Source organism: Larkinella ripae (assembly GCF_054780775.1).
The window spans coordinates 592667-617010 of the sequence record NZ_BAAGVR010000001.1; the positions used below are offsets into that span (position 1 = coordinate 592667).

The window sequence follows — 24344 nt, forward strand, 5'->3', positions numbered from 1 at the left end:
CGTTTTTCATCAAAATGAAATGGTAATTTCAAACTGGAAATTTTAAACCCGTCATGAACAGCACATCGCCGGTTTTCTCGCAGCTGGACTCTTTTGAGGCCAAAGCGTTCCGCCTGGTTGAGCAGATCAGGCAGGATCGGGAACGGATTCTGGAGCTGGAACAGGCGAATAAAATTTTGCAGAAAGAGAACGTGGAGCTGGCGGATAAGCTGGTGAAACAGCAGAATCGATTGGAAAAATTGGAAAAATTGACGACTAATTCGCCAAAAGAGTTTTCAAAACCAACAAATATTCCTAAGATTGTAAATAACAAACACAATGACGCAGGGGCTACTGCTGAATTGAAGCAACAATTGACGGCGTATATCGAAGAATTGGATCGGTGTATTGCCTATTTGAATGACTTGTCATGAATCATTTGCCGGTGGTTTGAACGACGTAAACCGTTTTCCGACCCCGGATCGACAAGCTGTACGGATGGAAGAGTTATTGTCAATAAATATCCGAATTGGTACCCGAAGTTACCCGCTAAGCGTTCTTCCTGAAGAAGAAGAAACAGCCCGGGAGGCTGCGCGTCTTATAACTGAACGCTTTTTTGATGAAAAGAACAAGAAAAAAAAGCGCGATGAGCTTGATCTCCTGGCCGTTGTTGCCCTGATGCACACGGTCCGATGGCTGGAAGCAACCAGTGAGAACCTGGCCATGCAGGATAAGATAACGCAACGGATCAATCGTTTAGACGAGTTGATTGACTCAACGTTGACTACCCGATGACGTATTGGGTAGAAAACAAACGCAAAAACCGCCTTCCGTACCATTCAATTGCTGACTGCAAACGTCGGCCTGCTTCATTTTCGGCCCAGTAGCTGTCTGTGCGAATTATATTTTTCACACAAACGTCTACGGACATGAATAACATTAATTTCTGGGTGATGCTCCTGTCGGATGTCCTTTCGATCGCGGTGGGCATCTACATCGGCAGGAAGCTCCTCAGCCGGCTGTTTGCCCAGCGCGAAAAGGATGCCGAAACACGAGCGGCCGAGATTATCAAGAACGCCGAATTGACGGCTGAAAATATCAAGAAAGACCGCATTCTGGAGGCTCGCGAAAAGTACCTGAAACTGAAAGCCGAGTTTGAAGAAGACACCAATCGCAAGAAAAACATCCTGATTACCAACGAAAACAAACTCAAGCAGCGCGAACAACAACTCCAGCAGCAGGCCGATCAAAGCAAACGCCGGGAAACCGAACTCGAACAGCAGAAAGCCAAACTGGATCAGCAGCAGGAAAGCATCGGCAAACGCCGGGAAGAAGCCGAACGGATGCGCCAGCAACAGGTCGAAGCCCTGGAGAAAATTGCCAGCCTCACCGCCGACCAGGCCCGCGACCAACTCATCGACGCCCTGAAAGCCGAAGCCGACTCGCGCGCTTCGTCCTACGTTAAGAGCGTGGTGGAAGAAGCCAAACTGACAGCCACGAAAGAAGCGAAGAAAGTGGTGATCGAAACCATCCAGCGGACGGCGACGGAACACGCCATCGAAAACTGCGTGTCGGTTTTTAACATCGAAAGCGACGATATCAAGGGGAAAGTGATTGGCCGCGAAGGGCGAAACATCCGGGCGCTGGAAGCGGCAACGGGCGTGGAAATTATCGTGGACGATACCCCGGAAGCCATTATTATTTCCGGTTTTGACCCCGTCCGGCGCGAAATTGCCCGTCTGTCGCTCCACCGGCTGGTGCAGGACGGCCGGATTCATCCCGCCCGGATTGAGGAAATTGTGGCTAAAACCCGCAAGAACATCGAAGACGAGATTGTGGAAATTGGGGAGCGGACGGTAATTGACCTCGGCATTCACGGCCTGCATCCCGAACTGATCAAGATGATTGGCCGGATGCGGTTCCGGTCCAGCTACGGCCAGAACTTGCTGCAACACTCCCGCGAAGTAGCCAAGCTCTGCGCCACGATGGCCGCCGAACTGGGCCTGAACGCCAAGCTCGCCAAACGCGCCGGTTTGCTGCACGATATCGGGAAAGTCTGGCCCGAAGAAGCCGAACTGCCGCACGCAGTCCTGGGCATGGAGCTGGCCAAGAAGTACAAGGAACATCCGGAAGTTTGCAACGCCATCGGCGCCCACCACGACGAAATCGAGATGACCACGCTCATCTCCCCCATCGTTCAGGTGTGTGATGCGGTTTCGGGTTCGCGGCCGGGTGCCCGTCGGGAGATGATGGAATCGTACATCAAACGCCTGAAAGAACTCGAGGAACTGGCGATGAACTTCTCCGGCGTGACCAAGTGCTACGCCATTCAGGCCGGTCGCGAACTGCGGGTAATGGTCGATGCCGAAAACGTCAGCGACGAAAAAGCCAACACCCTTTCGTTCGATATTTCGCAGAAAATTGAGAAGGAAATGCAGTATCCCGGCCAGATCAAAATTACCGTAATTCGGGAAATGCGCTCGGTTGCCTACGCGAAATAATTTCGCCCGTCTTGAATAAGGAAAACCGCCCGGTTTTTGTCGTCTGACGACAAAACCGGGCGGTTTTCTGTTGTTTCCGGGCTTCAGGAACCGGTACGCTTCTTTCTCTTCCTTAATTCACGGCCACAAACCGGGGCGCGGCAACGGGTGGCTGGGTAGCCAGGGTCAGTTGCTGCGTGGTGGTTTCGACACCATTCGAGATGACAACCTGGTAGTTGCCGTCGGGCAGGTTGCTCACATCCAGCCGAAGCCGGGCTGCCTGCTGGTGTTTACCGATCTGCTGAACGAAAAATTCTTTACCGGCCGCGTTGACCAGCCGAATCTGGACGGTGTTTCCCATCTCTTTGTTAACGGCAATCTGGAGTTTCCCTTCCTGGGTGGTATACAGGCTGCTCTGAAAAGCGGCTGCTTTTTTGGTCCGGCTAAGCGGTTTGTAAACGTCGGCCTGGGCAACCGAGAAGCTGGTCATGGTAAAGGCGAAGGCAACGAGCAGGGATTTGATGGCGGTTTTCATGGCGTATGTAGTTTTGATTTTTGTGTCCGTTTGAATGAATCAAAGGTCCGCATCAGGGCGCCAAAAGCCTGTCACAAATGAGTCAAGTCCTGCTACTTTTGGGAAAACCGGCTTATAGCGGCACTCAAAGCCTGATAAAAATGAAAAATCACCGAAATCCGTGACAGAAAATCACGGATTTCGGTGATTTTTCCGGTTGATGGGGCCGCTACCTTTGCACAAGTTTAGGAAAGCAGGCTGACAGGCAGCCCAGTCGTTGTTTCAGCCGTTTTCTTTTCTAAAACTCAAACCAACATTTTCACTTTACTTTTTAAACAACAAATCATGAATCCAAACAAAGCATTATGGGAAAAAGGTGATTTCACCCGGCTGGCCGAAACGATGCGCGAAAGCGGGGCCGCTCTCGTTGACAAACTGGGCATTACGAAAGGGCTGGACGTTCTGGATCTGGGGTGTGGAGACGGCACGACCGCCATCCCGTCCGCTAAACTAGGGGCCAACGTTCTCGGCGTTGACATCGCCCGGAATCTGGTCGAAGCGGGTAACAAACGGGCCCAGCAGGAAGGGTTGACCAACTGCACTTTCCAGGAAGGCGACGCCACCGACCTGAGTGGGTTGCAGGATCAGTCCTTTGATCTGGTGGTCAGTATTTTCGGCGCCATGTTCGCGCCCAAACCGTTCGATGTAGCCCGGGAACTGGTGCGCGTAACCCGGCCGGGGGGCCGCATTGTGATGGGCAACTGGATTCCTGGCGACCCTACCCTGGTGGCGCAAATCCTGAAGACCAGCTCGGCCTATACGCCCGCCCCCCCGGAAGGCTTTATTAGTCCGATGCTGTGGGGAGTGGAAAGTCAGGTGCTGGAACGCTTCGGACAGGCGGGTATACCGGCGGAGAACATTTCCTTTGAACGGGATACCTACACCTTTACCGCGCCTTTTCCACCGGCTGAGTTTCTGAGCCGCTTCCGGAATTACTACGGCCCCACCATGAACGCGTTTGAAGCCGCCGAAAAGAACGGAAAAACGGCTGACCTTCAGCAGGAACTGGAAGCGTTGTTTATCAGCCAAAACCAGAGCGCTGACCCGGGAACCACCTCGATTCCGGCGACGTTCCTGCGGGTTACGGTCAAGCGGTAAGCACCCGGTTTTCGCTAATTGTTCAGAAAAACCGCTGTAGTCGGATACGGTTTTCGCCGGGTTGGCGAAAACCGTATCCCGCTTATCGTACCGGAAAACGGAGTGTCGGCACGGTGGTCGGTGTTGAAACGCCCGGCAAAACCGCTTCGTTTTTTAAACTATCGGGCAAAATCTTGACATCGAGACCCAATTGTTTTCTCAACCCCTCCCAGTTGTTTCTCCCGTCCTGATAAGCCGGATTGACCATCATCGACATGTTGTAGAAATACGATGCCAGGTGATACCGCCGTTCGTTCTGGTAGATGACGCCGAGGTTGTTGTAGGCCGGGGCATAATTCGAAGACGCCCGGATGGCCTGTTTGTAGTAATACACCGCCGAATCCCGGTTTGGAATCAGTTTCTGGTACGAATAGGCTATTGAGAAAAAGGCTTCGCCAAAACCGGGGTAGATTTCCGTCGATCGCTGCAAATGGTAGATGACTTTGTTGAAATAATACCGCTTCTTTTTCGGGTCCTTTTCCACCGCGCACTTGTTGATCCACTCATTAGCCACGTGGCGGTTTACCTGACAGCTATTGGATGCATAATCCAATCCACTGTTGAAGAGAGTAAAATTGTCTTTCCAGTCTTCGTTCCGAACCACCGTCCGGAAACTGAACAGGCTCCCCACAACCACACACAGGCCGATCAGCAGCCCGTACCGCTTCAAAACCGGCGCATTTTCGGACAAGTCCAGCCGTTTGGCGAACGCCAGATCCAGCCCGGCAATCAGGGCAATGACGAAACCCAGGATCGGCGCGTACAAAAACCGCTCGGCCAGGATGCCGCCCCGAAACAGCACAAAGCCCAGACCCGGCGTCATGGTAATAAACATCCACGTCAGTCCAAAGCCCCAGACGGCGCGCTGCCAGAAGCCCTTCCACGCCAGCCACAGCAATCCGCCAAAGGAAAACAGGCCGAGCAGGGTTTCCCAGTCGCTCAGTTTGCCGGACGGAATGACGTCGTAAGAATAATCATACGACAGATGCAGCGGGAAAATCAGCAGCCGCAGGTACTGGGCGAAGAATTTGAAGGTCGTCAGAAACTTGGTGTTTTGCAGGGCATACGGGTAGTTGGCCCAATCGACCGGCGGATTGCCGCTCAGGGTGCCAATCATGGCTTTTTTCTGCCAGAAAAACAGCGCCGTCACCAGTAAGTACGGCCAGATGCTGAGGAGCGACTGCCAGAAATTTCGCCTGGCAAACGTGTACTGCATGATCACGATCAGCCCCAAGCCAACGAGCGACGACTCTTTGGAGAGGTAGGTCAGGTACATCCAGAAGGCCGAAAACACTACCCAGCCCTTCTGCTGCGTTTCCAGGTACTTCCAGTACGTCAGCATCACCAGCGTCAGGAACAGGAAACTCAGCATTTCGTCCCGGCTTTTGATGTTGGCCACCACCTCGGTGTGCAGCGGGTGCGCCATGAAAAGCAAGGCCATGAGCGTGGTTACGACCGTACGGCCCGGCATCCATTTCTGCAGCAGAACAACCAGAAAAAAACCGGTGATTCCGTACAAAATTCCGTTGATGATGTGGCTGATGTGGGGATCCCCGCCAAAATATTCTTTTTCCAGCGCAAAAGTGATGAGCGCCAGCGGCCGGTAGTAGCCAAGCGAAATATTGCTAAAATGCCAGAATTCCGTTTTTAGCAGGTCCGGAATGCCTTCAATTCCTTTCTGCACAAACAGGTTTTGGGTGATGGCCGCAATGTCGTCGAGCGCCAGCCCGTGACCGAACGTATTGACGTACAAAGCAAAGCCGACAGCCGCAATCAGCCCGGCCCAGAGCCATTGAACGGATCGGATTTCCAGCGGTTCGGAAACGGCCTGAGCCGGTTTGGCAACAGCCGGGCGGCTAACCGCAGCCGCCGGACGCGGAGCCGGTTTATTGGGGCTGCTGGAGGTGGGTCGGACGGGCGGTTTTTGACCCGATGAGGATTGATTTTTTTTTGACATACGAACCAGGCAAGTCAGTTTGGCAGCAAGCTTATATTTGTTTTGTAAAACAATCTTTCGGCACAAAACTCATCTGTAAATTTGGCAAGATTCCACCAAATTTCCATACGGGTTGGCGGTCAAATGAGAGGGGCTTGTTTTACGATCCGCCCCCGCGCATTGTAAAACAAGCCTGCAAATACCTTGCCGGGGCTGTCCGGTTTGGATTCAAATCAGAAAGTAAGCGCTTTCCCAGCCACCCGCACCAACGCTTACAACCGCAAAAGAAATTCTGTACACGCTATTTAATCTTTTTTGTTATTTTTCCGTTTCATTTCCATTCGGTCCCGACCGGACTGGGCAACTTCCCCCGCTATATGGCATCCGCTTTTCTGGGCCTACGGACTGTTATTTATGCAGCACCCGATCTGATTTACGCGAAAACCTGGTATGCCAAAATACTGGGTGTCAACCCATATTTCGACGAACCGTTTTACGTGGGTTTTTCGGTGGGGGGATACGAGCTCGGTCTGGATCCGGCCGTCAACCCTTCCGACGGCAGTACGATTACGTACTGGGGCGTCCCCAACATCGAAAAAGCCTGGGAACATCTGATGAGCCACGGTGCCAGCGTGCATTCCGGTATTGAGGAAGTTGGCGGAGACATCAAGGTAGCCAGCGTGAAAGATCCTTTCGGCAACGTGCTGGGAATCATCGAGAACCCGCACTTTGAAGCAGACTGATTGAAACATCATTCGCAAAAAAGGCGTCTCCCAACGGAGACGCCTTTTTTGCGAATGATGTTGAGCGGTAGTCTACAGCCTCGGAATGCGCAGCACCTGACCGGGATAAATCAGGTCGGGACTTTTCAACATCGGTTTGTTGGCTTCGAAAATGATCCCGTATTTCATCGGGTCACCGTAGACCTTTTTGGAGATCGCCGACAGCGTATCGCCCGATTCCACGGTGTGAAACTGCCCTTCCGGCTCCGGCGTTTCCACCACCAGGCGGTTATCGACCTGATGAACGCCTTCGACGTTACCGACGGCCAGCGCCAGTTTTTCAGCATCTTCCTGCTTGGCCACTTCGCCTTCCAGCACCACCGTATCCCCTGCGGTTTTAACCGTCAATTTTTTGTACGACAAGCCCAGTTGCTTGACGTGATTGAGCAATGCACTCGCTTTCAGCGGTTCTACTTCGGCGGCCTTGGCAGGCTCGGCCGCCGGTGCTTCGTGTTCCTTGCCGAATACTTTTTCACCGACACCCTTGAAAAAACTGAGAAGTCCCATTTGAGTTTGTGTTTTTGAGTACAATGATTGGGTTTAAACTAGAACAACTGTGAAGAGACCGGAACTGTTTGACCTAAAATACCCGGTCACCAACACAATCCTATTTTAGACGGCAAAAGGCGGCACTGGTAATCCGTTTCAATAAAATATTTACATTCTTTTTATGACTTGGCCGAGTTTTCCGTTCTTGCGGCAGGTTGGGACCAATCTGGAGCAAATTATAATCGGGCATCGGGAATGAGAAGGTACGGGATTGGCTGGGTTGCGCTGCTGGCAACCTCACTCGCAGCGCAGGCACAAGGGAAAATGGAAGCAGGCATTCGGGCTGGCGCCACGTTCACCCACGGTTATACGATCATTCCGGCGCAGACGCTTTCGCCGGGGCTGGAGATGCCACGCATTCGCAATTCCGGCAATGGCATTGGGACCGGCTACGTAGCCGGCGCCTGGGTCCGGAAAAATTTCGACCGGTTTTTCCTCCAGGCCGAACTCAGTTTTTCGTCGCTGAAGCTGAAACAGCAGGCCACCATCGACCGCATCGACGTGGCCGCTGCGTCCGAATTTGGCGTCAGTCTGCCGATCAGTCTGCCGCCGGGTACGCTGTATGCCCGGCTGAATACCACGTCTGACCCGCTGCTGAATACCGTTTACATTCCCCTGTTCATTGGCAAACAGGGCCGGGAAAACCGCTGGCGTTTCTACGGCGGCCCCACCCTTTTCTTTACGCAAAAGGCCGAAGCCGCCCGCACGGCTTCGGGACAGGTTGAAGCCAACCCCGCCATCAATTTTCCGGCTTTGCCAATCGCAAACATCCGTGATCAGGTCGACCTGACAGATCCCGAACAGGCCGGTATTTTACAGGTAAAAAACTTCAACTTCGGCATTGAGCTGGGTGCGGGCATCACGCTCCTGAAACGTCTTGAAGTCGATGTCCGCTACGGTTTACCGGTCGGGGGAGTGTTCAACGACAGCGGCATCACCGGTTTTATCGGCTATGCAACGCTGGCCGTTGGCTACAAACTGGTCAATTTTTGACAATGGATTTTCAACCCGGATGCGTTGATTTCATCCGGGAAAGCGCCTGTCTTACCGTTAAGAAAACCTAAATAAAGGCCTGTCCGACCTCTCTCAGGAGATCAATAACCGGCAGAACCGTACGGCCTTTGTCGTTGAGTCGGTATTCGACCCGGGGCGGAACCTCACCAAACGATTGCTTGTCAACCATTCCTAATTCGACCAATTGTTTCAATTCGTGCACCAGGACTTTCTCGCTGATTCCGGGCACTGATCGTTTGATTTCCCCGTATCGTAAGGTCTTTTCACGCAGCAGATGAATGATTACCAGTCGCCATTTACCACAGATTACTTCTACTGCTTTTTTAATAACCAGTTCAGCTGTGATTACTTTCTCGCTTGTTTGATTCAATTCAGGTGTCATTCGTAACTAGGTACTTACTTGCAGGTGCGTAATGCACTGATTAGTAGGTTATTAAGATTGATTTTAAACAAAAATACGTTATTAAACGCTAAGTCGTATACCTTCTATAAAATAGATGCTTATTTAGAATGAGGTCAAATTGTCGGACTGATTACCGCCGTTACTTCTATTTCTATCAGCAGGTCAGGATCAATTAACGCACTAACCTGCACCATCGATGCCGCCGGCCGAATTTCCCTAAAAAACTCGCCGTGTGCTTTCCCCACTTCTTCCCACTGCGAAATGTCGGTAACGTACATCCTTGTACGCACCACATCCGTCAGGGAGGCACCGGCTTCATCGAGAACCGCTTTTATCTTCTGGAAAATAAACCGGGTCTGTTCGTAAACGTCCCCTTTTCCCACCAGCCGGTCGCCGTCCATCGCCGTTGTTCCGGCAATTTCAATGACGTTGCCAATCCGAACCGCGCGGCTGTAGCCGACGACGGGCTCCCAGGGAGAGCCCGAAGAAATGAGTTGACGAGATGACATAAACGTTGGCTTTATCCGGCTTTTTCCGCCCCTAATTTGTCCAGTGCGGTTTTGTAATCACTTAAAAAAATCTTGAATTCCTTGTCCAGCAGATGCAGATCATCGGCCAGCGAACTGCTGTCGCTTACTTTCAGCTTGGCCTCCGCTTCCCGCGCGATCTGCGCAATCCGGGCGACCCCAATCGTTCCAGCACTGCCTTTGAGCGTATGCAGGTGACTTTTGACGGACGGAATATCGCCGATCGCAAAACCGTCCAGCGACTCCTGCACCAGCGTGGTCGCTTCGATTTCAAAATCTTCGTAAATTGACGTCACCAGATCCCAACCGCCCACCTGCTCCAGTTGAGCGACAATCTCGGCGTCGATCATGGGTGCGGCCAGCTCGCGGATCGTCTCCAGTTGTTTCGACCGCATCTGGGCGGCCTCCCGGAATTCCTTGCGGGCCTCCACCACTTCTTTCACTTTGGCAATCAGGCTCTGCGCCCGAATGGGCTTGGCAATGTAATCGTCGAGCCCCTGACTCAAAAACCGGTCCCGGTCTTCGCGCATCGAATAGGCCGTCATGGCAATAACGGGCGGCAACTGCATGCCGAACTGATCCCGAAGCCGCCGGGTCGTTTCCACGCCGTCCATGTCGGGCATCTGAATGTCCATAAAAATCAATTCATACGCCTGCCCTTTCGTGGCCAGGGCCGCTGTTACTTTTTCGATGGCTTCCTGTCCGCTCGACGCCATATCGACCCGGCAACCCGATTTCTTGAGAATTTCGGTGGCCACTTTCCGGTTAACGGCATTGTCGTCGACCAGCAGCAGATACGGCTGATGATCCTTGAATACGTTCTGCAACGAAACCTCCGCCTGATCGGCTTTTTGCGCGGTTGGGCTAATGAGGGTTTCTTTTAATTCAATCGTAAACCAGAACGTGCTGCCCTGCCCCGCCGACGACTCGACGCCGATGCTGCCTTTCATCAGCGCGGCCAGCTCTTTTGAAATGGCCAGTCCCAGGCCCGTGCCGCCAAACGATTTGCGCGACGACATTTCGACCTGGCTGAACGAGTTGAACAACAGCCCCAGATCGTCTTTGGCAATCCCGATGCCCGAATCGTTCACTTCCACTTTAATCCGGTTGAACTTGCCTTTTTTGCCGACCAGCGACGCATTGACCGTAACCGCCCCGTTTTCGGTAAACTTGATCGCGTTCGATGTCAGATTCGACAAAATCTGCAACAGGCGCGTCTGATCCGCAATGACAAACTTGGGCAGATCTTCAGCCAGATTATAGCGCAGCGTGTTGCCTTTTACACTGGCCTGCTGACCAAAAAGCGAAACCAGTTTGTCGAACACTTCGCGGAACAAAATGGGGGCTTCGTGCAGCACCATTTTGCCGGCTTCAATTTTCGACAAATCGAGAATGTCGTTCAGGATGTTGAGCAGCGTTTCCGATGATTTTTTAATGGTCTGCACGTAATCCTTCTGATCCTGATCCAGCGGGGTATCGTTCAGCAGATCGATCATCCCGATCACGCCGTTCATCGGCGTCCGGATTTCGTGGCTCATGTTCGCCAAAAACCGCTCCTTCACCTTTAGCGACCGCTCGGCTTCGTCTTTGGCTTTCATCAGTTCCTGGGCGTTGCGCTTCAGTTCGGTAATGTCGCGGGCCAGCGCGGCCACTTCATCCACCCGACCGCTTTTGTCGTTCAGCGTCAACATGTTCAGCATGATCTGCCGCACGGTTCCGTCCTTGCGGTGCAGCGTGGCTTCAAAATTCCGCAGGCTCTTGTTGCGAATCAGCCGCATCAACGCCCGGTGAATGTCCTGCTTGTCGACAAAATTCGTGATGGGCTGGCCAATCACCTCCTCGGGTGTATAGCCCGTCCGTTTGAGCACCGACGGACTGATCATGGTGATCCGCCCCTCGCGGTCGACGCGGCAATAAATATCCTGCAGGTTGACAAAGATGCCCTTGAATTTTTCCTCACTGCCGCGCAGTTCCAGTTCGGTCCGTTTCCGGGCCGTAATGTCGCGGGCTATCCCGGAAACTTCCTCGATCACTCCGCCCGAAAGCAGAATAGGATTCAGGTGAACCTCCAGCCAGGCTTCCCCTTTCTGCGTCTGAAAATGTAACTCGACGGTTTGGGGAAGTCCCCGAAACGCCAGCCGGTATTTTTCTTCCAGCAATTTCCGGTTTTCCGCTCCGATAATCCGCCAGCCCAGCTTCTCGGTTGTCACGTTCAACTGCGGCACTTCGCCCAACTGGTTCTCGATCAGGCGGGTGTAGTTCCGGTTGAAGGACGTTAACTGGAAGCTTTTGTTGACCGACCAGATCAGGTGCGAGCTGCTGTCGAAAATGGCGTTCAGGCGGGCGGTTTGTTTGTTAATGGCTCCTTCGTCCTGTTTCCGGGCAATGGCCAGGGCCACCTGCCCCGAGATAAACTCCAGCAATTCCAGGTCACGAATGTTGTAGGCATCGGCTTTGTCGTAGGCTTTTACGCCGATGATTCCCGTAATCCGGTCGCCAATCCGGAGCGGCACGCACAGCATCGCTTTCGGAATCTGCCCGTAAAGATACAGATTCTGCGTGTCGGCCAATTGCTGAATATCCTGTTCGTAGAGAAACAGCGGCCGGTTGGCCCGAATGGCGTACTCGGTCAGGCCGTTGCCCAATTTTCGCTTCGTAAACCGCATTCCCGTAAAATATTCATCGATGTAATACGGGAAATACAGGAAGCTTTTGCTTTGATCGTACAGCGCAATAAAGAAATTGCGGGCATCGATGATGTTGCTCAGTTCATCGTGAATATTCTGGTACAATTCGTCCAGATCGGTGGCGTTGAGCGTCCAGTTGGCGATGCTGTAGTAAAGCTTCTGGGCTTTTTCCGCCCGGATGCGGCTCGTCGTATTGTGCAGGATACAGCGGTAGGCCGTCGGTTTTCCCTGGTCATACCGGCAGTTGACGCTCCCGGACACAAAAATGGTTTTGCCTTTCTTGCTCTGAAAAACCGTCTCGAAATACGGAAATTTCTCGCCATCCCGCACCCGTTGCAGCCGCATCAGGGTGCTGTCGGCGTAATCGGGATGCAGCACGTCCTGCAGGGTCAGCGAGGCAATTTCGTCCGAGCTATACTCCAGAACTTCGCGCCAGGCCCGGTTGACAAACAGAAACTTCCCGTCGAGGGTCACCAGTTGGATCAAATCGCTGGTGTTATCGACCAGATCCTGCAACTGCGAATTGGAATACGACAAGGCCGACGCCACCCGCTTTTTGTTGGTGACGTCCTCGCCAATGATGGTGTAAGAAGCCACCGCCGAACGGTCGGCAACGCTATTGATAATGAACGAGTTCAGGTGAATATTCCGGACAGCCCCGCTCTTGGCCAGCAGGTTGACCTCCTTTTGCTCGACTACTCCGCCCCGCGCAATGGCTTCGTTAAAATCCCGTTGCATCTGCACCCGGTCGGCGGCCGGAATAAAGACTTCAAAAAAATTCTTGCCGATGACATCGGCGGGTTGCCAGGCCGTAATGCGCAGGGTATACTGATTACAAAAAGTCACGGTACCGTCTGCCTCAATGGTTAAGCCAATGAGATTCAGTTGATCAACCGTTTTGGTGACATCAAAAACCGACGCATGCTGCGGTTGCGGATTTCCGTCGAGGGAATTCCGGATTCCGACTTCTTTACTCAGCCGCCGAATCTCGGCGATCAGTTCATCTTTCGTTTTTGCAGACCAGGACATTTCCAAAAAGTGTGGGTGTTAACGGATTGCCGCCCGAATACCGCTAAGAGCTCTATTTAGGGTATTGCAATAGCGGTAACAATACTGGATAAATTTACAAAAAAATACCGTCAATGTGATAAAGGTTTGGTTGGTTGCCGGAATGGCATTATTTTGGAAGTACCTTTCCTGTAATTTGATTAGTTTCGCATGCTCATTGATTATCCTGATGAAAGTCTTTATCGCACTGATTCTGATTAGCCTGTGCTGTTTTGGTTGTGAACCCTTCGACCTGGATCAGAAAAGTTTTCCGGTTTGTGAAAAACCGGAAGGCTCCATTGGCTTTTCGGTCGCGAAGCTGGAAGTTACTTTTTTCCTGGAAAATCAGAGGGGTGATATTGGAGCGGTGGGCTGGGATCTGGGCGACGGAAGAAACCGCTCCGGTACCCAGTTTACGGTCGTCTACGACAAACCGGGCACCTACAACGTTTCGATGGTTTTAGCCAATCAGTGCGATGATAAGTTCACCATTTCGCGTCTGGTGACGGTCGCCAATTAGCCTTCTCTGCCCATGCCTGCGCACTCGACTCCATCCTGGCTGAACCGGTTTTTTATTTTCTGGCTGCTGCTTTTCGCGTTTCCCGCCTTCAGTCAGGTAGCCGTTACCAATATTCGCATCAGTACGATTACCGATTCGTCGGTTGAGATTTTGTACGATCTGGCGGGCAATCAGCCCGCCGACTCGGTTTACCTTCGCATCCGGAGCCAGACCAACGGTTTGCTGAATCCGGCGGCTCAGTATATCTCAGGCGATTGGGGGCAGGATGTTCAGCCGGGACCGAACCGGCGCATCGTCTGGCGTGCGCTCGAAAACGGTTTTGAACTCGACGAAAATATCCGGGCCACCATTCTGGTTAAAATTGCGACCGGTGCCGCCCGAAAAACCGACCCGGTTGTTCTATCGGTCGTGGATACCACGAGCCGAAAAAAATACCGCCCCGGCGGACCGGAATTTGCCCTATTGTCGATGGTGGCTCCCGGCGTTGGCAACATCTTTGTGCAGTCGCCCAGACCCGTGATCGGTCACCGGCTGGGCGTAACGGCGGCCTGCTATGGTCTGCTGCTGTATGGGCTGGTGGAACGGAAAAAGTCGCGCGATGAATACGCCGTTTACGAACAGCAGCGCAACCGGACCATTGCGCAGCCGTTTTACGACCGGGCCAACACCCACCACCACCGGTATTTCCTGGCGACGCGGGTAGCGGGTGCCATCTGGATTACGGACGTTGTTGCGACGTTTATCAAAGGAGTTCGGAATCAGAAACAGCGCGCCAAAACCGCAGACCCCAGGGTGAGTCTGCGGCCCGGTTATCAATCCGGGGCCCCGGTGGCGGTGTTCCAGTATAAATTTTAACGTTGCATATGAAGCGCTTAGCGATCCTTGTGGGCATCCTGTTCGGTCTGATCGGCGAAATTCAGGCGCAGGTTGGTGTGTATTCGGCTTCCAGCCCCTGGGTCTACGTGAAGATCAAGCCCAAAAATGCGGCATCGGCCACAACCCGGCAGTTTACCGACGATTTCAGTGATAACCACAACCGGTGGCGCATCGGTCAGCGGGGGGCTTATTCCTTCGATCTTCACCAGAACTCGTACCGGATTCGTAAACAGGCCAGCAATACCCAAACAGCCGCCTTTAGCTTTATCCCGGTGCCGACGGCCATCAATTTGAATAAGGTGGATACGTTTATGGTGCAGGTGGATATTGCGGGACCAACCGGCATTATTCCCGATGCCGGTTTATTGGTGGGTGTGAAAGACTCGCTGAATTATTGCCACTTCCGGATCAATAATAAAAATCAGGTTTCCGTCAAGTACGTTATCAACGGCCTGAGTTACACCATCTACATGCGGGGCGAATACGTTCCGGCGGGCATACCGCTTTCAGCGACCAAAAACACCCTGACGGTGCGAAAAAAAGGGGATCAGATTCATTTTTACCTCAATGGCCGCGAGATTCCGACCAGCCCATATCAGTTTCGGCTTTACCAGGGCAATGGTGTGGGGTTTGTTTCAACCACCGACGGTACTCTCTTCAAAAACCTGATTGTCAGCGCGGGTTCCCGCTAATTTTCGTCGCGAATGCGGGCGCCGTCGCGGTCAATGCTGATTTGCTGCCCGTCGAGGATAACAAGTGCTTTTCCATCCTGAAAGGGCATCACGTCATCAAAAACCGGGTTAATCTGCCATTGATCTTTTTGATCAACATACCCCCACTTGCCGCCTTTGCGAGCCGCCCGCAAACCGAAATCGCCAACTTGGTTATCAACGGCGTCATACGGTTTTACCGTTTCCGCAATTGCCGATGATTCCGAAGCCGGATCTTCCTTGGTCATTGACTGACCCATCACGGCAACGGGGGCCGTTAAATTATTGTTATTTTTTGCGGCTGGAGCCCCCGCAATGGGAAAAGTCTCTGCTTTTTGCTTTAAAACCGCCCCAACCGACTGGCTTTCGACGGGTTTCGCCGGTTGCGGGTTTCCGCTGACCGTTTGCTCGGTTTCCGTCGAATCATCGCGACTGGTCACGTTATCGATGGCCGACAGCTTCCCTTTCCAGAGCCACAACAGAATAGTCACAAACAGCATGACCAGCGCAATCAGCACTTTGTTGGACTGGCTAAAAGGCGTCGCAATGGGATGCAGCGAAACATCAGCCGACACCGGCATGGCCAGGGTTTCGGGGGTGGTCAGCCAGGTTTTAATCTCCTTTTGCTGCCAATCAGTCGAAATAAGCCGATCCCGCTGGGTTTCTCCCTGCGGTGTCCGGAGCGCTTCGTAGTTATTTTCCAGCAGGTATCCCATGATTTCCTGCGTCAATGTCGTTTCATCGGACGGAATGGTCGCAAACAGCCGGTTGATCACATCGGCCGGAACACGATGATCATAGCGCACAAAAGCCTCCTGTATTTTCTGCCGAATGGTATCAATCATTTCACTTCTAATTTACTCCTCGAGAAAACCCATTCATTTAGACTCCCAAAAGTTACAAAAAGTCAAAGTCTCCTCATAATTTTTTGCGTATCCGGTTTTTCCCGTCTACTTTAAATAACAGCGAATCCAACTGTCTGTTTATTGTTCGGTCTGTTCACCGGAATTCTGTGGCGGTATATGAAAGAAACGTCAACGTACACCGCTTAACTATAATTCTGTTTATGAATTAGTTACTATTTCGGATCCGGTTGCCATACCGATCAATAAAAAATTGATTTCCGTCCATTTCCACGCTTGCTTTTCCGTTGTTAAAAGGCGTCGCCAGGTCAAATTGAGGCTCAATTGTCCATTTATTCCTTTTGTCAATGTATCCCCAGAACTTTCCCTTCTGGGCCGGCCGGAGTCCGAAGTCGCCCACTGTTTCGTCAACATGATCAAAATCGCCTTCTTCCGATTCGGGTTGGGTGCGTGTGTTTTTTCCGGAATCCGCAGATCGGCGCTCCGTCTTGTGAGCTCTCGTGCCTTCGGTTTCTTTTCCGCGCGTACTTTGTTTTTTCTTTTTGGAAGAAGCAGCTCGACTCTCCAATGCCTCCGGACTCACTGACTGACTGGTGCGGTTTTTCGAACGTTTGGGCGTGGGTTCCGGTTCTTCGTCGCCCCGCGTCAATCGTAATACTACCCAGATCAAAATCAATGCCGACAAAACGGCCAATCCAATCAATGCCGCATCCGACAGGCCGCTTTTCTGGGGAGTGTTCGGGGGTTGTACCGGGGGCGGCACGGTTTGCGGAGGTTTTTCGGGCGACGCCCACGCCCCGGCAGCGGGCCGGTTTGGCGGGTCCGTCACTGCCACAGAGGGCGTCGTGGTGTATCCGGTTTGTGTTTTCACGTACTCCGGAGTTTTGGGAGAATCCTTTTCCCACCAGCTCAGGTGTCGCCAGTCCGTCGAAATCAGTTTTTCCTTCAGCGTGTTGCCTCTGGGCGGATGCACGGACGCGTAGTAATGCTCCGACAGATACCGGCGAATCTCTTCCGCCAGCGCAGCCTCGTCATAATCAACGGCTTTAAACAGGAAGTTCAGGCTTTGCGCCTGAATGTGTTTGTCGTAATCGTCCAGAATGTTTTTGATTTTTCGCCGGACGGCATCAACCGGTTCGACGGCGGGGGCTGTCGCCGGAACGGGCGGGGGTTGCGGCAGTTTAACCGGTTCTGCCGGGCTGGTCGGAGCCGGATTGCCGGACAACGTTTCGGTTTCCGGAAGGGCCGACAGAATGGCCGGTATCCATTGTTCGGTTACAAACGCCCGGGACAACTGCACCCGTTCGGCTTCCGTTATAAATTGATTGAGATCGGCATCCGTCAATTTTTTCTGACGCTGCAACGCAACCGTAACGATCTTTTTTTTGAGATCCAGGATTTTACCAAAATCCCGGTTTACCTGACGGCTAATGTCATTGACTAAACGGGTGAAATCGCTTATACCCAGCGCACTCGCTTCGTCCACCAGTCCTTTTTGGCGCCATTGCCAGTCGGCCAGTTCGCCTTCGTACAGGACAACTTCATTTTTAATACGATCCCGTAATTCTTCCAGTGTCATGATACCCGTACATACGTTGCTCGAATAGCTCGAAGACCGGTAATTAAGCGATCGTTTGCCAAAAGAGTTCTACTTTCTATTGACTTGATACCAAATCCAGCCCGGTAGGGTCTTAAATTACTAAATAAATCTAATTTTTGCTTTTTCGACAATCTTCCATTTATCGCCCTGAAGCGCCAACTGGCCCGGCTGTTCGGTGCGAATCCGGCTGTTCGGGCTGGGCTGGGTCAGGTATTCGCAGGCATCGTTCAGGTACGAATACGGATCGCTCAGCGCCAGCCGTTGCGCATCCGCATTTTCGGAAACCCGGTAAGCGGCCAGCGTGTCGTTTTGGAGCGTAATATCAAAAACCGTATCGCGTTCCGGTGTGGTCAGCAGCCCGCCGGCGCTGAAACCGTCACCCAAATCGGCCGTTCGGGCGTAGAAGGCCATTGGTTTCGGCGGCTCGACCGAGGGGGTGCGGTAGCGGTTCATGGGCCGGCCGGCCGATTCCGATTCGGGTGCTTCCTCCAGCATCGGTTTCACCACTTCCAGGGGTACCTTCGCCACGGCGGCCGCCGGTTTTTCCGCCCGGTTTTGCTCCAGTTGGCGAATCGACCTCTCCAGCGCTTCCAGTTGGGCGTTCAATTGAAAATTTTCGTTCGGCTGGTTTTTACGGACTTCCAGTTTGCTGATCCGATCGGCCAGCTTCGCTAATTGAGAATCAAACTGTACATCGCGGGCCGACTGCTGGGGCTTCTGCCCTTTTACAACGATGTACGCCAGAAAAGCGACGGCTACCAGACTAAGTATTGATAAAAAAAGCGCAATACCATCCATAGAAATCCAGTTTGATTGGGGGTTTGTAGTGGGTGTTGTTGAGGTCGTGGACGCGGCTTCCGACGGAACGGGCTGGTCATCATCTGTCGATGCGACCGTGGTGGGCGGTGTTACCGGAGCGGCCGGATTGGCCGACAAACCGCTGTCAATGATTTTATCCAGGTCGCTTTCAAACGCCGGATAACCCGGCAAATTCCGGCGCTCGGCCCGGTTTCCGGACGCGATTTTCACGATCAGGTACTCCTTTACTTCCGTCAGCGCCGTTCGGGGCTGGTTGATCTGGGCAATGTTCTGGGCTGCTCTCCGCTGCGCTTCCTCCACCAGTTTATCCGCGCCAACCAGGTCGTTTTGCCGGATAAAAGCCTTCAAACTATCGTACGAATCACAGCCGCATTGCGTTGTCTGAACTTTCGGGAAAGTCACTTTATCGGTTGCCAGAAACTCAACCGTCCGTTTAACCATCTGAAAAGCAGCCTGATGAAGCTTTTCCCGAATTTGCGTATCCGTCTGGGCGAAAACCGTTCGATTCAGAAACAGGACGCCCAGCAACAAAAGCCAGCGGGTCGTTTGATAAATCATCCGTTGAGCAAAGGTTTGGTTGGTTACTTACGATTCTGCAATATGCTTCGATAATTCATACAGTGCATGTTTGAGCGGCAGGAAAAAATACGTTTCGGCCAGCGCATCGTTCGGCCGCTGTTCAAAACCCATCCGCGCCAGCATGTAACTGTCGTAGAGCCGCCCTCCGCGCGTAATATCCGTCCCGACGAGGTAATCGATGTAGCGTTCCGGCGTCTGGATGTTGTATTCGCTCAGAAAATACGCAATGTCGCGGTCGAGCAGCGTCAGTTCCAGAAACCGCTGCATGTTGTGCAAAACCGAGTGGTGAAAATCGCGCTGCGGACTCACCTCGCCAATTTTCGTCCGGCGGTATTCAAACGCAAACTTAGGCTCCGGTTCTTTCCCCTCCTCGGCGGGTTCGGGCGCGTGGCCCCAGTAGCTGGTGGTTTCCCGGTTTTCGTACTGCACTTTTTCGGCCCCGGCATTTTCGTACAAAACCGCCCCGTTCGCCGTCGTTTCTTTCGGATTGTCGGACAAAATCACTTCAAAATCCGGCGGAACCGACTGGTTGGAGTAAGCCTTGAACAGCATTTTTGTGAACTGAATCAGGCGCGAGCGCGAGCCCAGCATCGCCAGGTACTGACTGCCCCGGCCCGTAAACGTCAGGTAACGCGGCAACGTCAGGTTGTGCGACTCCAGCAGTTGTACCAGGTGGTAGACAATGGCGCTGTAGTGGAGATACAGGACAATCCGCAGGGCCGGTTTCCCGTCCTGAATCGACTGGGTAAACTTGAAGTGACTATCGTATTTAAACAGTAAACTCACAATGTCCTCGGCCGTCAGCTCCGGTTTGTTCAGGAACGTATCCAGAATGGAATCTTCGCGCGCGGGTGACTGGTTGAGCGTCCGGCGGTAGGCCAGGTAATTTTTGACAAACCCGTTGTCCTTCCGGTGCGACGGATGGCCCTGCTCATCGAGCCCACCGCCCCAGATGTCGTACCCGGCAAACCGGAACGAGGTATTCAGGTAGCGGCCCTGCTGCTTCATGAACAACATAATGTCGGCGGTTCCGCCCCCAATGTCCACGTTGACGGTATCGGCAAACGATTTGACCCCGTTCTTCACCAGATAAAAGTACGGCGCCAGCGACTCCGGAACCGGCCGGGACCGGAAGTTGCTCGTCGTGCCAAACACATTCCGGAAAGCCTGCTCCCACTCCTGCACCAGGTTGTCTTCCGTCACGGCCCGCATACTCGACGGCGCCAGCCAGGCCACCGCCGTCTGCTGTACATTCCCCTGATTCAGAATGACTTTATTGCGGATCAGTAACAGCAATGTTTCAAAGAAAGCCCGCACCCGGGGCCGGTTGAGCGTGTCGCCGGGCTGGTTTTCAAACAGCCATTTCAGGTTCGTGACGTAGTGGTTGACGCCCGTGCTGCCTTCTTCCAGGTCGATGTTGAAACCCAGATTGACTTTGGAAAAGAGGTTGTTGGTGCTGTCCGTAAAACCGCTTTTTTCGTAAACCGTCGTTCGCAGCGGAAACGAAAAGGGCGAGCCAAATTCTTTGCCGATAATGGCCGGAACGAACTCGCGCCGAACCAGCTGATCGAGTTGCACCAGCCCGCCGAAGCTGACCCGCTTCTCGTATTTGTCGTAGACGGTTTGCGCTTCGTAGCCTTCATACGGTTTGTTGAAGAGCACCATCTGCAACTCGTCTTTATCCAGAAACGTATTCTGATCGCTCACCGTCAAGGCTTTCGGTTCCACGTCGCCCATGGCCGCATCGGTGTAGGCAATGTGCGTATTGGAGGTTCCGAAATCAATCGCAAACGTAAAGTTCTTGTACCCTTTCTCCGTTATCGTCGTGAACTGCGGCAGCACCAGCCCCCGGTACGGAATTCCGCTGCGTTCCAGCCGGATTTCCATCACGTCAAAGGCCTGCGGCACTTTGTAATAATACGACGCGGGCAGCGGATCGACTTTGGGCGAACGCGGCTCGGGCGCCGTGACATTCAGCGGTTTTCCGGCAATGATGTTCGGTAATTCAAAAAACTGAACGGAATTGTGCGCCCGAAAACCGATGTTCGGATCGCTCACGTCGGCCAGCATGACGTGGTACTGGTTCAGGTTCTGCAAATCCGGCACCGTCAGGCGGTAAAACGGAAAAAACGCCAGACCGGCCCGGAAGTCAATGACGGTTTCGGTGCGACTGAGGTTGTATTCTTTCCGGAATTCGATGGTGCGGTTGTTCCGAATCGGTATGCGCAGCGTGGCCGTAATGATTTTGTCCGTGCCCCGGTGTTCGGCCGAAAAGTTGAACTGCCGCTGCAAATCCTCAATCCGGAAAAAATTGAAATACTCTTTCCGAACCGGCAGCAGAAATTCGCATTCGCCAATCGTGCCCGTAAAAAACCGCTTGTTGTTGATCTTGAACGGCACCTGAATCAGAAAATCCTCCAGAAAATCGTCGGTCGTCAGAAACGGATACCGCACGTTGTCGACGCCCGGCAAATACCGTTCGGCCAGCAAACCGCCTTCGCTGAGGTTGTTCAGCAGTGAACGCATGATGACCGTCTGCGGATTCCAGTTGGTATTTTTGACGTACCGCCCGGCCACGTCCATCCGCGACGCCAGCGCCAGCGGTTTCCGGACATTGGTGGGCGCTCCGTTGCGGCTTTCCTGCTGGTAATACGAAACCGTCGGTTGCATCACGAAATCGCTGTTCTCCTCGATGTCGTCCAGTACGTCGTTTTCGCGCACTTTGTACAACATCAGTCCCGGCAGCACCTGCAAGGTCGAGTTGCCCTCGCCCCCAATCTGGATCGGCTCGAAATTCGCCAGGGTCGTATTGGCCTCCACCGGCAACTGGATCGTATTGTCGAAAAACGCTTTGTACAGAAATTCCGAAAAACCGCCTTTGGGCGGCAGATACTCCCTGTACTGATCATACAGCCGGCGCAGGTAGGTCACAAACGCCGTATCGCGGTCCTGCAAGGGTATGTACTCATTCTGAAACAAGGTCCGGCCGGTCGTGCTTTTCGGCGGATCAATAAACTTGTTCTGGCGCTCCTGTTCCCAGTTGGGCGAGGTAAAAACCAGCGACAGGGGCGATGTGCCGCCCAGCAAAGCGCCTTTGTAATAAATCAGCGTGAATTGCTGAATACCGCCGAGTTCGTTGCGAAAATCCAGCTCCAGCGCTTTGGCCAGAATCTGGTGCGAATGCCGGGTGGTAGTCGAATTCGTCGCTTTTTTCCGCAGGGCATCGAGTCGTTCGGCGCGGTTCCAGACGCGGTAGGTAAGATCGGCACTGTTGCCGGCCTGAAACAGCAGTTCCAGCATGTCGAGGGCGTGCGACACCAGCACGTGATACAACGACAATTCGCGCGGCAACTGGTTGTTCTTCACCATCCGGAACGCCGTATCGAACAGGTACAGCCGCGCAAACGGCGACGGAATCGAGGTTCCGGCCTTGGCGGCAGCCCCGGCCGCACCACCGGCCGCGCCGGATAACGTGTCGGGAATGTGTTCAATGCGGTTTCCCGTCAGACCCGTGTGCGAACCGGTCCAATCCTGGTGGTTCTGCTCGCTGACGTTGGGGTCGTTATCAATTCTGAGAATATGGGGCATAGCTTTGAATTAAACTATTTCGCAAAGTTGCGCGGAGTAAAAGAGAGTTTAACGGAGTTTTTATTTTTCTCTGCGTAACTCTGATACCCTCCGCTTACCCCTGCGAAACAACGAACACTTGTTTACACAGCAGCATCGGACAATTGCCGATTCAGCGGGCCGAGCTTTTCGCGGCTTTTTTCCGCTACCTCGATGAGCAGTTGCATAAACCGCTTCTCCGGTTCCGGAAACGAGGGTTGCAGCGTGTTTTCAATTTTTCCGGCCTGATCGCGCAGGAATTTCTCGCTGATGCCTTTGTCGAAAAAACCGGTTTCGATCCGTTTCGAGCGGACCAGGGCGTTGAAATCGTTCTGCATGTCGAACGGATAAAAAGCCCGGTCGTTCTGGGCCATTTCGGTGAGCCAGTTCCTGAAATGGTGCGTCATGAAGTTGTCCAGCGAGGTGTAAAACGTGTTCGTCCGCAGGTTCTGCGAGAGCGACAGATTTTTGGCAAACGCTTCGCCGAGGTTGTTGGGCACAAAGTCGGTGAAAAACTTGGTCGCGTAGGCAAACCGGATGAGGGGTTCGAGCAAACCGTTGTAGGTCTGGTCGTGGAAGTGCGGCAGGTCGAGCGTGCGGTCGTTGCGCTTCAGGCCGTATTCAAAATACCGCTTGGCGTCGCCGAATTCACCGTCGGGCTTGTTGGCGAAATCCAGAATGGCCGCAGCCGCCAGCATTTCCACGACGTGGGCGTTGTTGGTCTGTTTGGCCCCGCCTTCCACGTTCGGATACAGTTTGCTGCCGGGCCGGTCGCCGATGTAATACAGCGCGTCGAGGTTCACCTGCGTCTGGTAGTAGGACAAAGCCGCCTTGGTTTTCGACAAAAACCGGTTTTGGTCAATGGCGCTCTGGCTGTTTTCCTCCAGCGCAAAATACGGCATCACCGTGACGGCGCCCTTCTTGGCATTGCGAATCTGGATTTTCTGACTGGGGTGCTGCAACAGCTTGACCAGTTGCGGAAAACCGGCCGAACCCGTTCCGCCGAAGATGGAACTGATCAGAAAAATCCGGTCGGTCTGGTCGTTAAACGCACCGGTAAAGTATTTATACACCGCCGAATCTTCCAGCGCATTGAACACCACACTGCCGATGTTCGGATTGCCCTTGAAACCCACCGACAGGTTGAGTTTCAATTCCGCGCTGGTCGGTTTGGCCGAGTTGTCGTAAAGCAGTTTCAGCAATTCGCGGTCAATGTCGTCCATGTTGCTGACACTCAGGAACTCTTCAAACGTGCCTTCGTGGTCGGTCAGTTTCGGCAATACCGAGTCGCCGATTTTTTCCTGGGCGTTTTCGGCCTGGAGCGTGCCGAGCGGTTGCAGGGGCGTGGCAAAAAAGGTCCGCCGTTCGGTCTGGGTGCCCTGGCTGGCCGCCGTGTCTTTGTAAGCCACCCGGCGGATGGCACGGTACAGCTCCACTTCGCGCAAGGCCCGTTCCGTATCCCCGTTCTGCATGTCCATATCGAGCAGAATGGGAATAATGGTCAGATCGGCGGGGGCTTTGGAACCGGCCGCCAGTAACATGGTCAGCGAGCGAAGAACGCGGGCGCCGGTCCCGCCAATACCGAAGATAAATAGTTTCATAGCTGATTTCTGAACTCGGATTCCACGGATTAAAGGATTAACTACGAGATAAAAA

General features: G+C 53.2%; 20 protein-coding genes. 9 read left to right on the plus strand and 11 right to left on the minus strand.

Annotated features, from left to right (window positions below):
• The first annotated feature begins 53 nt into the window (after positions 1-53).
• The 3 genes from ACYVHX_RS02565 to rny all read left to right on the plus strand — a co-directional run bounded on the left by ACYVHX_RS02565 (position 54) and on the right by rny (position 2480).
• Positions 54-413, plus strand: a complete 360-nt coding sequence (locus ACYVHX_RS02565; RefSeq protein ID WP_460670024.1) for a hypothetical protein — start codon at positions 54-56, stop codon at positions 411-413.
• 64 nt (positions 414-477) lie between these two features.
• A complete protein-coding gene (locus tag ACYVHX_RS02570; protein ID WP_460670025.1) occupies positions 478-774 on the plus strand; it encodes a cell division protein ZapA in 297 nt (98 codons plus the stop codon).
• Between the two features lie 134 nt (positions 775-908).
• A complete protein-coding gene (gene rny / locus ACYVHX_RS02575; protein ID WP_460670026.1) occupies positions 909-2480 on the plus strand; it encodes a ribonuclease Y in 1572 nt (523 codons plus the stop codon).
• A gap of 112 nt (positions 2481-2592) precedes the next feature.
• On the opposite strand, the gene ACYVHX_RS02580 is transcribed toward rny, so the two are convergent.
• Complete coding sequence (locus ACYVHX_RS02580) at positions 2593-2994, minus strand: T9SS type A sorting domain-containing protein (protein WP_460670027.1); 402 nt, start codon at positions 2992-2994, stop codon at positions 2593-2595.
• Positions 2995-3288: 294 nt separating this feature from the next.
• Between ACYVHX_RS02580 and ACYVHX_RS02585 the strand changes: the two genes are divergently transcribed.
• On the plus strand, positions 3289-4131 hold the full coding sequence (locus ACYVHX_RS02585; protein WP_460670414.1) for a class I SAM-dependent methyltransferase: 843 nt from the start codon (positions 3289-3291) through the stop codon (positions 4129-4131).
• 82 nt (positions 4132-4213) lie between these two features.
• Here ACYVHX_RS02585 and ACYVHX_RS02590 read toward each other — a convergent pair whose 3' ends face one another.
• The gene (locus tag ACYVHX_RS02590; RefSeq protein ID WP_460670028.1) at positions 4214-6127 is read right to left on the minus strand and encodes a tetratricopeptide repeat protein; all 1914 of its coding nucleotides are present in this window, start codon (positions 6125-6127) and stop codon (positions 4214-4216) included.
• A gap of 356 nt (positions 6128-6483) precedes the next feature.
• On the opposite strand from ACYVHX_RS02590, the gene ACYVHX_RS02595 reads away from it, so the two are divergent.
• Positions 6484-6849, plus strand: coding sequence for a VOC family protein (locus ACYVHX_RS02595; protein WP_460670029.1), 366 nt, complete (start codon positions 6484-6486; stop codon positions 6847-6849).
• A gap of 72 nt (positions 6850-6921) precedes the next feature.
• On the opposite strand, the gene lysM is transcribed toward ACYVHX_RS02595, so the two are convergent.
• Positions 6922-7395, minus strand: a complete 474-nt coding sequence (gene lysM / locus ACYVHX_RS02600; RefSeq protein WP_460670030.1) for a peptidoglycan-binding protein LysM — start codon at positions 7393-7395, stop codon at positions 6922-6924.
• Positions 7396-7632: 237 nt separating this feature from the next.
• On the opposite strand from lysM, the gene ACYVHX_RS02605 reads away from it, so the two are divergent.
• Positions 7633-8430, plus strand: coding sequence for an outer membrane beta-barrel protein (locus tag ACYVHX_RS02605; RefSeq protein ID WP_460670031.1), 798 nt, complete (start codon positions 7633-7635; stop codon positions 8428-8430).
• Between the two features lie 67 nt (positions 8431-8497).
• Here ACYVHX_RS02605 and ACYVHX_RS02610 read toward each other — a convergent pair whose 3' ends face one another.
• The 3 genes from ACYVHX_RS02610 to ACYVHX_RS02620 form a co-directional block, all read right to left on the minus strand.
• Positions 8498-8833, minus strand: coding sequence for a winged helix-turn-helix transcriptional regulator (locus tag ACYVHX_RS02610; protein WP_460670032.1), 336 nt, complete (start codon positions 8831-8833; stop codon positions 8498-8500).
• 134 nt (positions 8834-8967) lie between these two features.
• Positions 8968-9363: a RidA family protein gene (locus ACYVHX_RS02615; RefSeq protein ID WP_460670033.1), complete on the minus strand. Its 396-nt coding sequence runs from the start codon at positions 9361-9363 to the stop codon at positions 8968-8970.
• Between the two features lie 11 nt (positions 9364-9374).
• Positions 9375-13097 carry a PAS domain S-box protein gene (locus ACYVHX_RS02620; protein ID WP_460670034.1) on the minus strand — a complete coding sequence of 1241 codons (3723 nt, stop codon included), beginning with the start codon at positions 13095-13097 and terminating at the stop codon, positions 9375-9377.
• A gap of 208 nt (positions 13098-13305) precedes the next feature.
• Between ACYVHX_RS02620 and ACYVHX_RS02625 the strand changes: the two genes are divergently transcribed.
• The 3 genes from ACYVHX_RS02625 to ACYVHX_RS02635 are packed head-to-tail and all read left to right on the plus strand — an operon-like array spanning position 13306 to position 15203.
• A complete protein-coding gene (locus ACYVHX_RS02625) occupies positions 13306-13635 on the plus strand; it encodes a PKD domain-containing protein (protein WP_460670035.1) in 330 nt (109 codons plus the stop codon).
• Positions 13636-13647: 12 nt separating this feature from the next.
• A complete protein-coding gene (locus tag ACYVHX_RS02630; RefSeq protein ID WP_460670036.1) occupies positions 13648-14490 on the plus strand; it encodes a hypothetical protein in 843 nt (280 codons plus the stop codon).
• An 8-nt stretch (positions 14491-14498) separates the two neighbouring features.
• Positions 14499-15203 carry a hypothetical protein gene (locus ACYVHX_RS02635; protein WP_460670037.1) on the plus strand — a complete coding sequence of 235 codons (705 nt, stop codon included), beginning with the start codon at positions 14499-14501 and terminating at the stop codon, positions 15201-15203.
• Here the strand turns inward: ACYVHX_RS02635 and ACYVHX_RS02640 are convergent.
• The 5 genes from ACYVHX_RS02640 to ACYVHX_RS02660 all read right to left on the minus strand — a co-directional run bounded on the left by ACYVHX_RS02640 (position 15200) and on the right by ACYVHX_RS02660 (position 24289).
• A complete protein-coding gene (locus tag ACYVHX_RS02640; protein ID WP_460670038.1) occupies positions 15200-16066 on the minus strand; it encodes a WG repeat-containing protein in 867 nt (288 codons plus the stop codon). The two genes, ACYVHX_RS02635 and ACYVHX_RS02640, sit on opposite strands and share 4 nt — an antisense overlap.
• Before the next feature lie 226 nt (positions 16067-16292).
• Entirely contained in the window at positions 16293-17663 is a 1371-nt protein-coding gene (locus ACYVHX_RS02645) for a WG repeat-containing protein (protein ID WP_460670039.1), read from the minus strand.
• Between the two features lie 120 nt (positions 17664-17783).
• Positions 17784-19061, minus strand: coding sequence for a hypothetical protein (locus tag ACYVHX_RS02650; protein ID WP_460670040.1), 1278 nt, complete (start codon positions 19059-19061; stop codon positions 17784-17786).
• A gap of 27 nt (positions 19062-19088) precedes the next feature.
• On the minus strand, positions 19089-22670 hold the full coding sequence (locus ACYVHX_RS02655; protein ID WP_460670041.1) for a hypothetical protein: 3582 nt from the start codon (positions 22668-22670) through the stop codon (positions 19089-19091).
• 122 nt (positions 22671-22792) lie between these two features.
• Entirely contained in the window at positions 22793-24289 is a 1497-nt protein-coding gene (locus ACYVHX_RS02660; protein WP_460670042.1) for a hypothetical protein, read from the minus strand.
• Between the last annotated feature and the right edge of the window lie 55 nt (positions 24290-24344).

Bases quoted from the DNA above. Each gene is read 5' to 3' on its own strand.
- ACYVHX_RS02625 (WP_460670035.1), top strand. From the start codon at position 13,306: ATGAAAGTCTTTATCGCACTGATTCTGATTAGCCTGTGCTGTTTTGGT.
- ACYVHX_RS02650 (WP_460670040.1), bottom strand. From the start codon at position 19,061: ATGATTTATCAAACGACCCGCTGGCTTTTGTTGCTGGGCGTCCTGTTT.
- lysM (WP_460670030.1), bottom strand. From the start codon at position 7,395: ATGGGACTTCTCAGTTTTTTCAAGGGTGTCGGTGAAAAAGTATTCGGC.
- ACYVHX_RS02630 (WP_460670036.1), top strand. From the start codon at position 13,648: ATGCCTGCGCACTCGACTCCATCCTGGCTGAACCGGTTTTTTATTTTC.
- ACYVHX_RS02620 (WP_460670034.1), bottom strand. From the start codon at position 13,097: ATGTCCTGGTCTGCAAAAACGAAAGATGAACTGATCGCCGAGATTCGG.
- ACYVHX_RS02615 (WP_460670033.1), bottom strand. From the start codon at position 9,363: ATGTCATCTCGTCAACTCATTTCTTCGGGCTCTCCCTGGGAGCCCGTC.
- ACYVHX_RS02595 (WP_460670029.1), top strand. From the start codon at position 6,484: ATGGCATCCGCTTTTCTGGGCCTACGGACTGTTATTTATGCAGCACCC.
- rny (WP_460670026.1), top strand. From the start codon at position 909: ATGAATAACATTAATTTCTGGGTGATGCTCCTGTCGGATGTCCTTTCG.
- ACYVHX_RS02590 (WP_460670028.1), bottom strand. From the start codon at position 6,127: ATGTCAAAAAAAAATCAATCCTCATCGGGTCAAAAACCGCCCGTCCGA.
- ACYVHX_RS02570 (WP_460670025.1), top strand. From the start codon at position 478: ATGGAAGAGTTATTGTCAATAAATATCCGAATTGGTACCCGAAGTTAC.
- ACYVHX_RS02580 (WP_460670027.1), bottom strand. From the start codon at position 2,994: ATGAAAACCGCCATCAAATCCCTGCTCGTTGCCTTCGCCTTTACCATG.
- ACYVHX_RS02610 (WP_460670032.1), bottom strand. From the start codon at position 8,833: ATGACACCTGAATTGAATCAAACAAGCGAGAAAGTAATCACAGCTGAA.
- ACYVHX_RS02645 (WP_460670039.1), bottom strand. From the start codon at position 17,663: ATGACACTGGAAGAATTACGGGATCGTATTAAAAATGAAGTTGTCCTG.
- ACYVHX_RS02605 (WP_460670031.1), top strand. From the start codon at position 7,633: ATGAGAAGGTACGGGATTGGCTGGGTTGCGCTGCTGGCAACCTCACTC.
- ACYVHX_RS02635 (WP_460670037.1), top strand. From the start codon at position 14,499: ATGAAGCGCTTAGCGATCCTTGTGGGCATCCTGTTCGGTCTGATCGGC.
- ACYVHX_RS02565 (WP_460670024.1), top strand. From the start codon at position 54: ATGAACAGCACATCGCCGGTTTTCTCGCAGCTGGACTCTTTTGAGGCC.
- ACYVHX_RS02640 (WP_460670038.1), bottom strand. From the start codon at position 16,066: ATGATTGATACCATTCGGCAGAAAATACAGGAGGCTTTTGTGCGCTAT.
- ACYVHX_RS02660 (WP_460670042.1), bottom strand. From the start codon at position 24,289: ATGAAACTATTTATCTTCGGTATTGGCGGGACCGGCGCCCGCGTTCTT.
- ACYVHX_RS02655 (WP_460670041.1), bottom strand. From the start codon at position 22,670: ATGCCCCATATTCTCAGAATTGATAACGACCCCAACGTCAGCGAGCAG.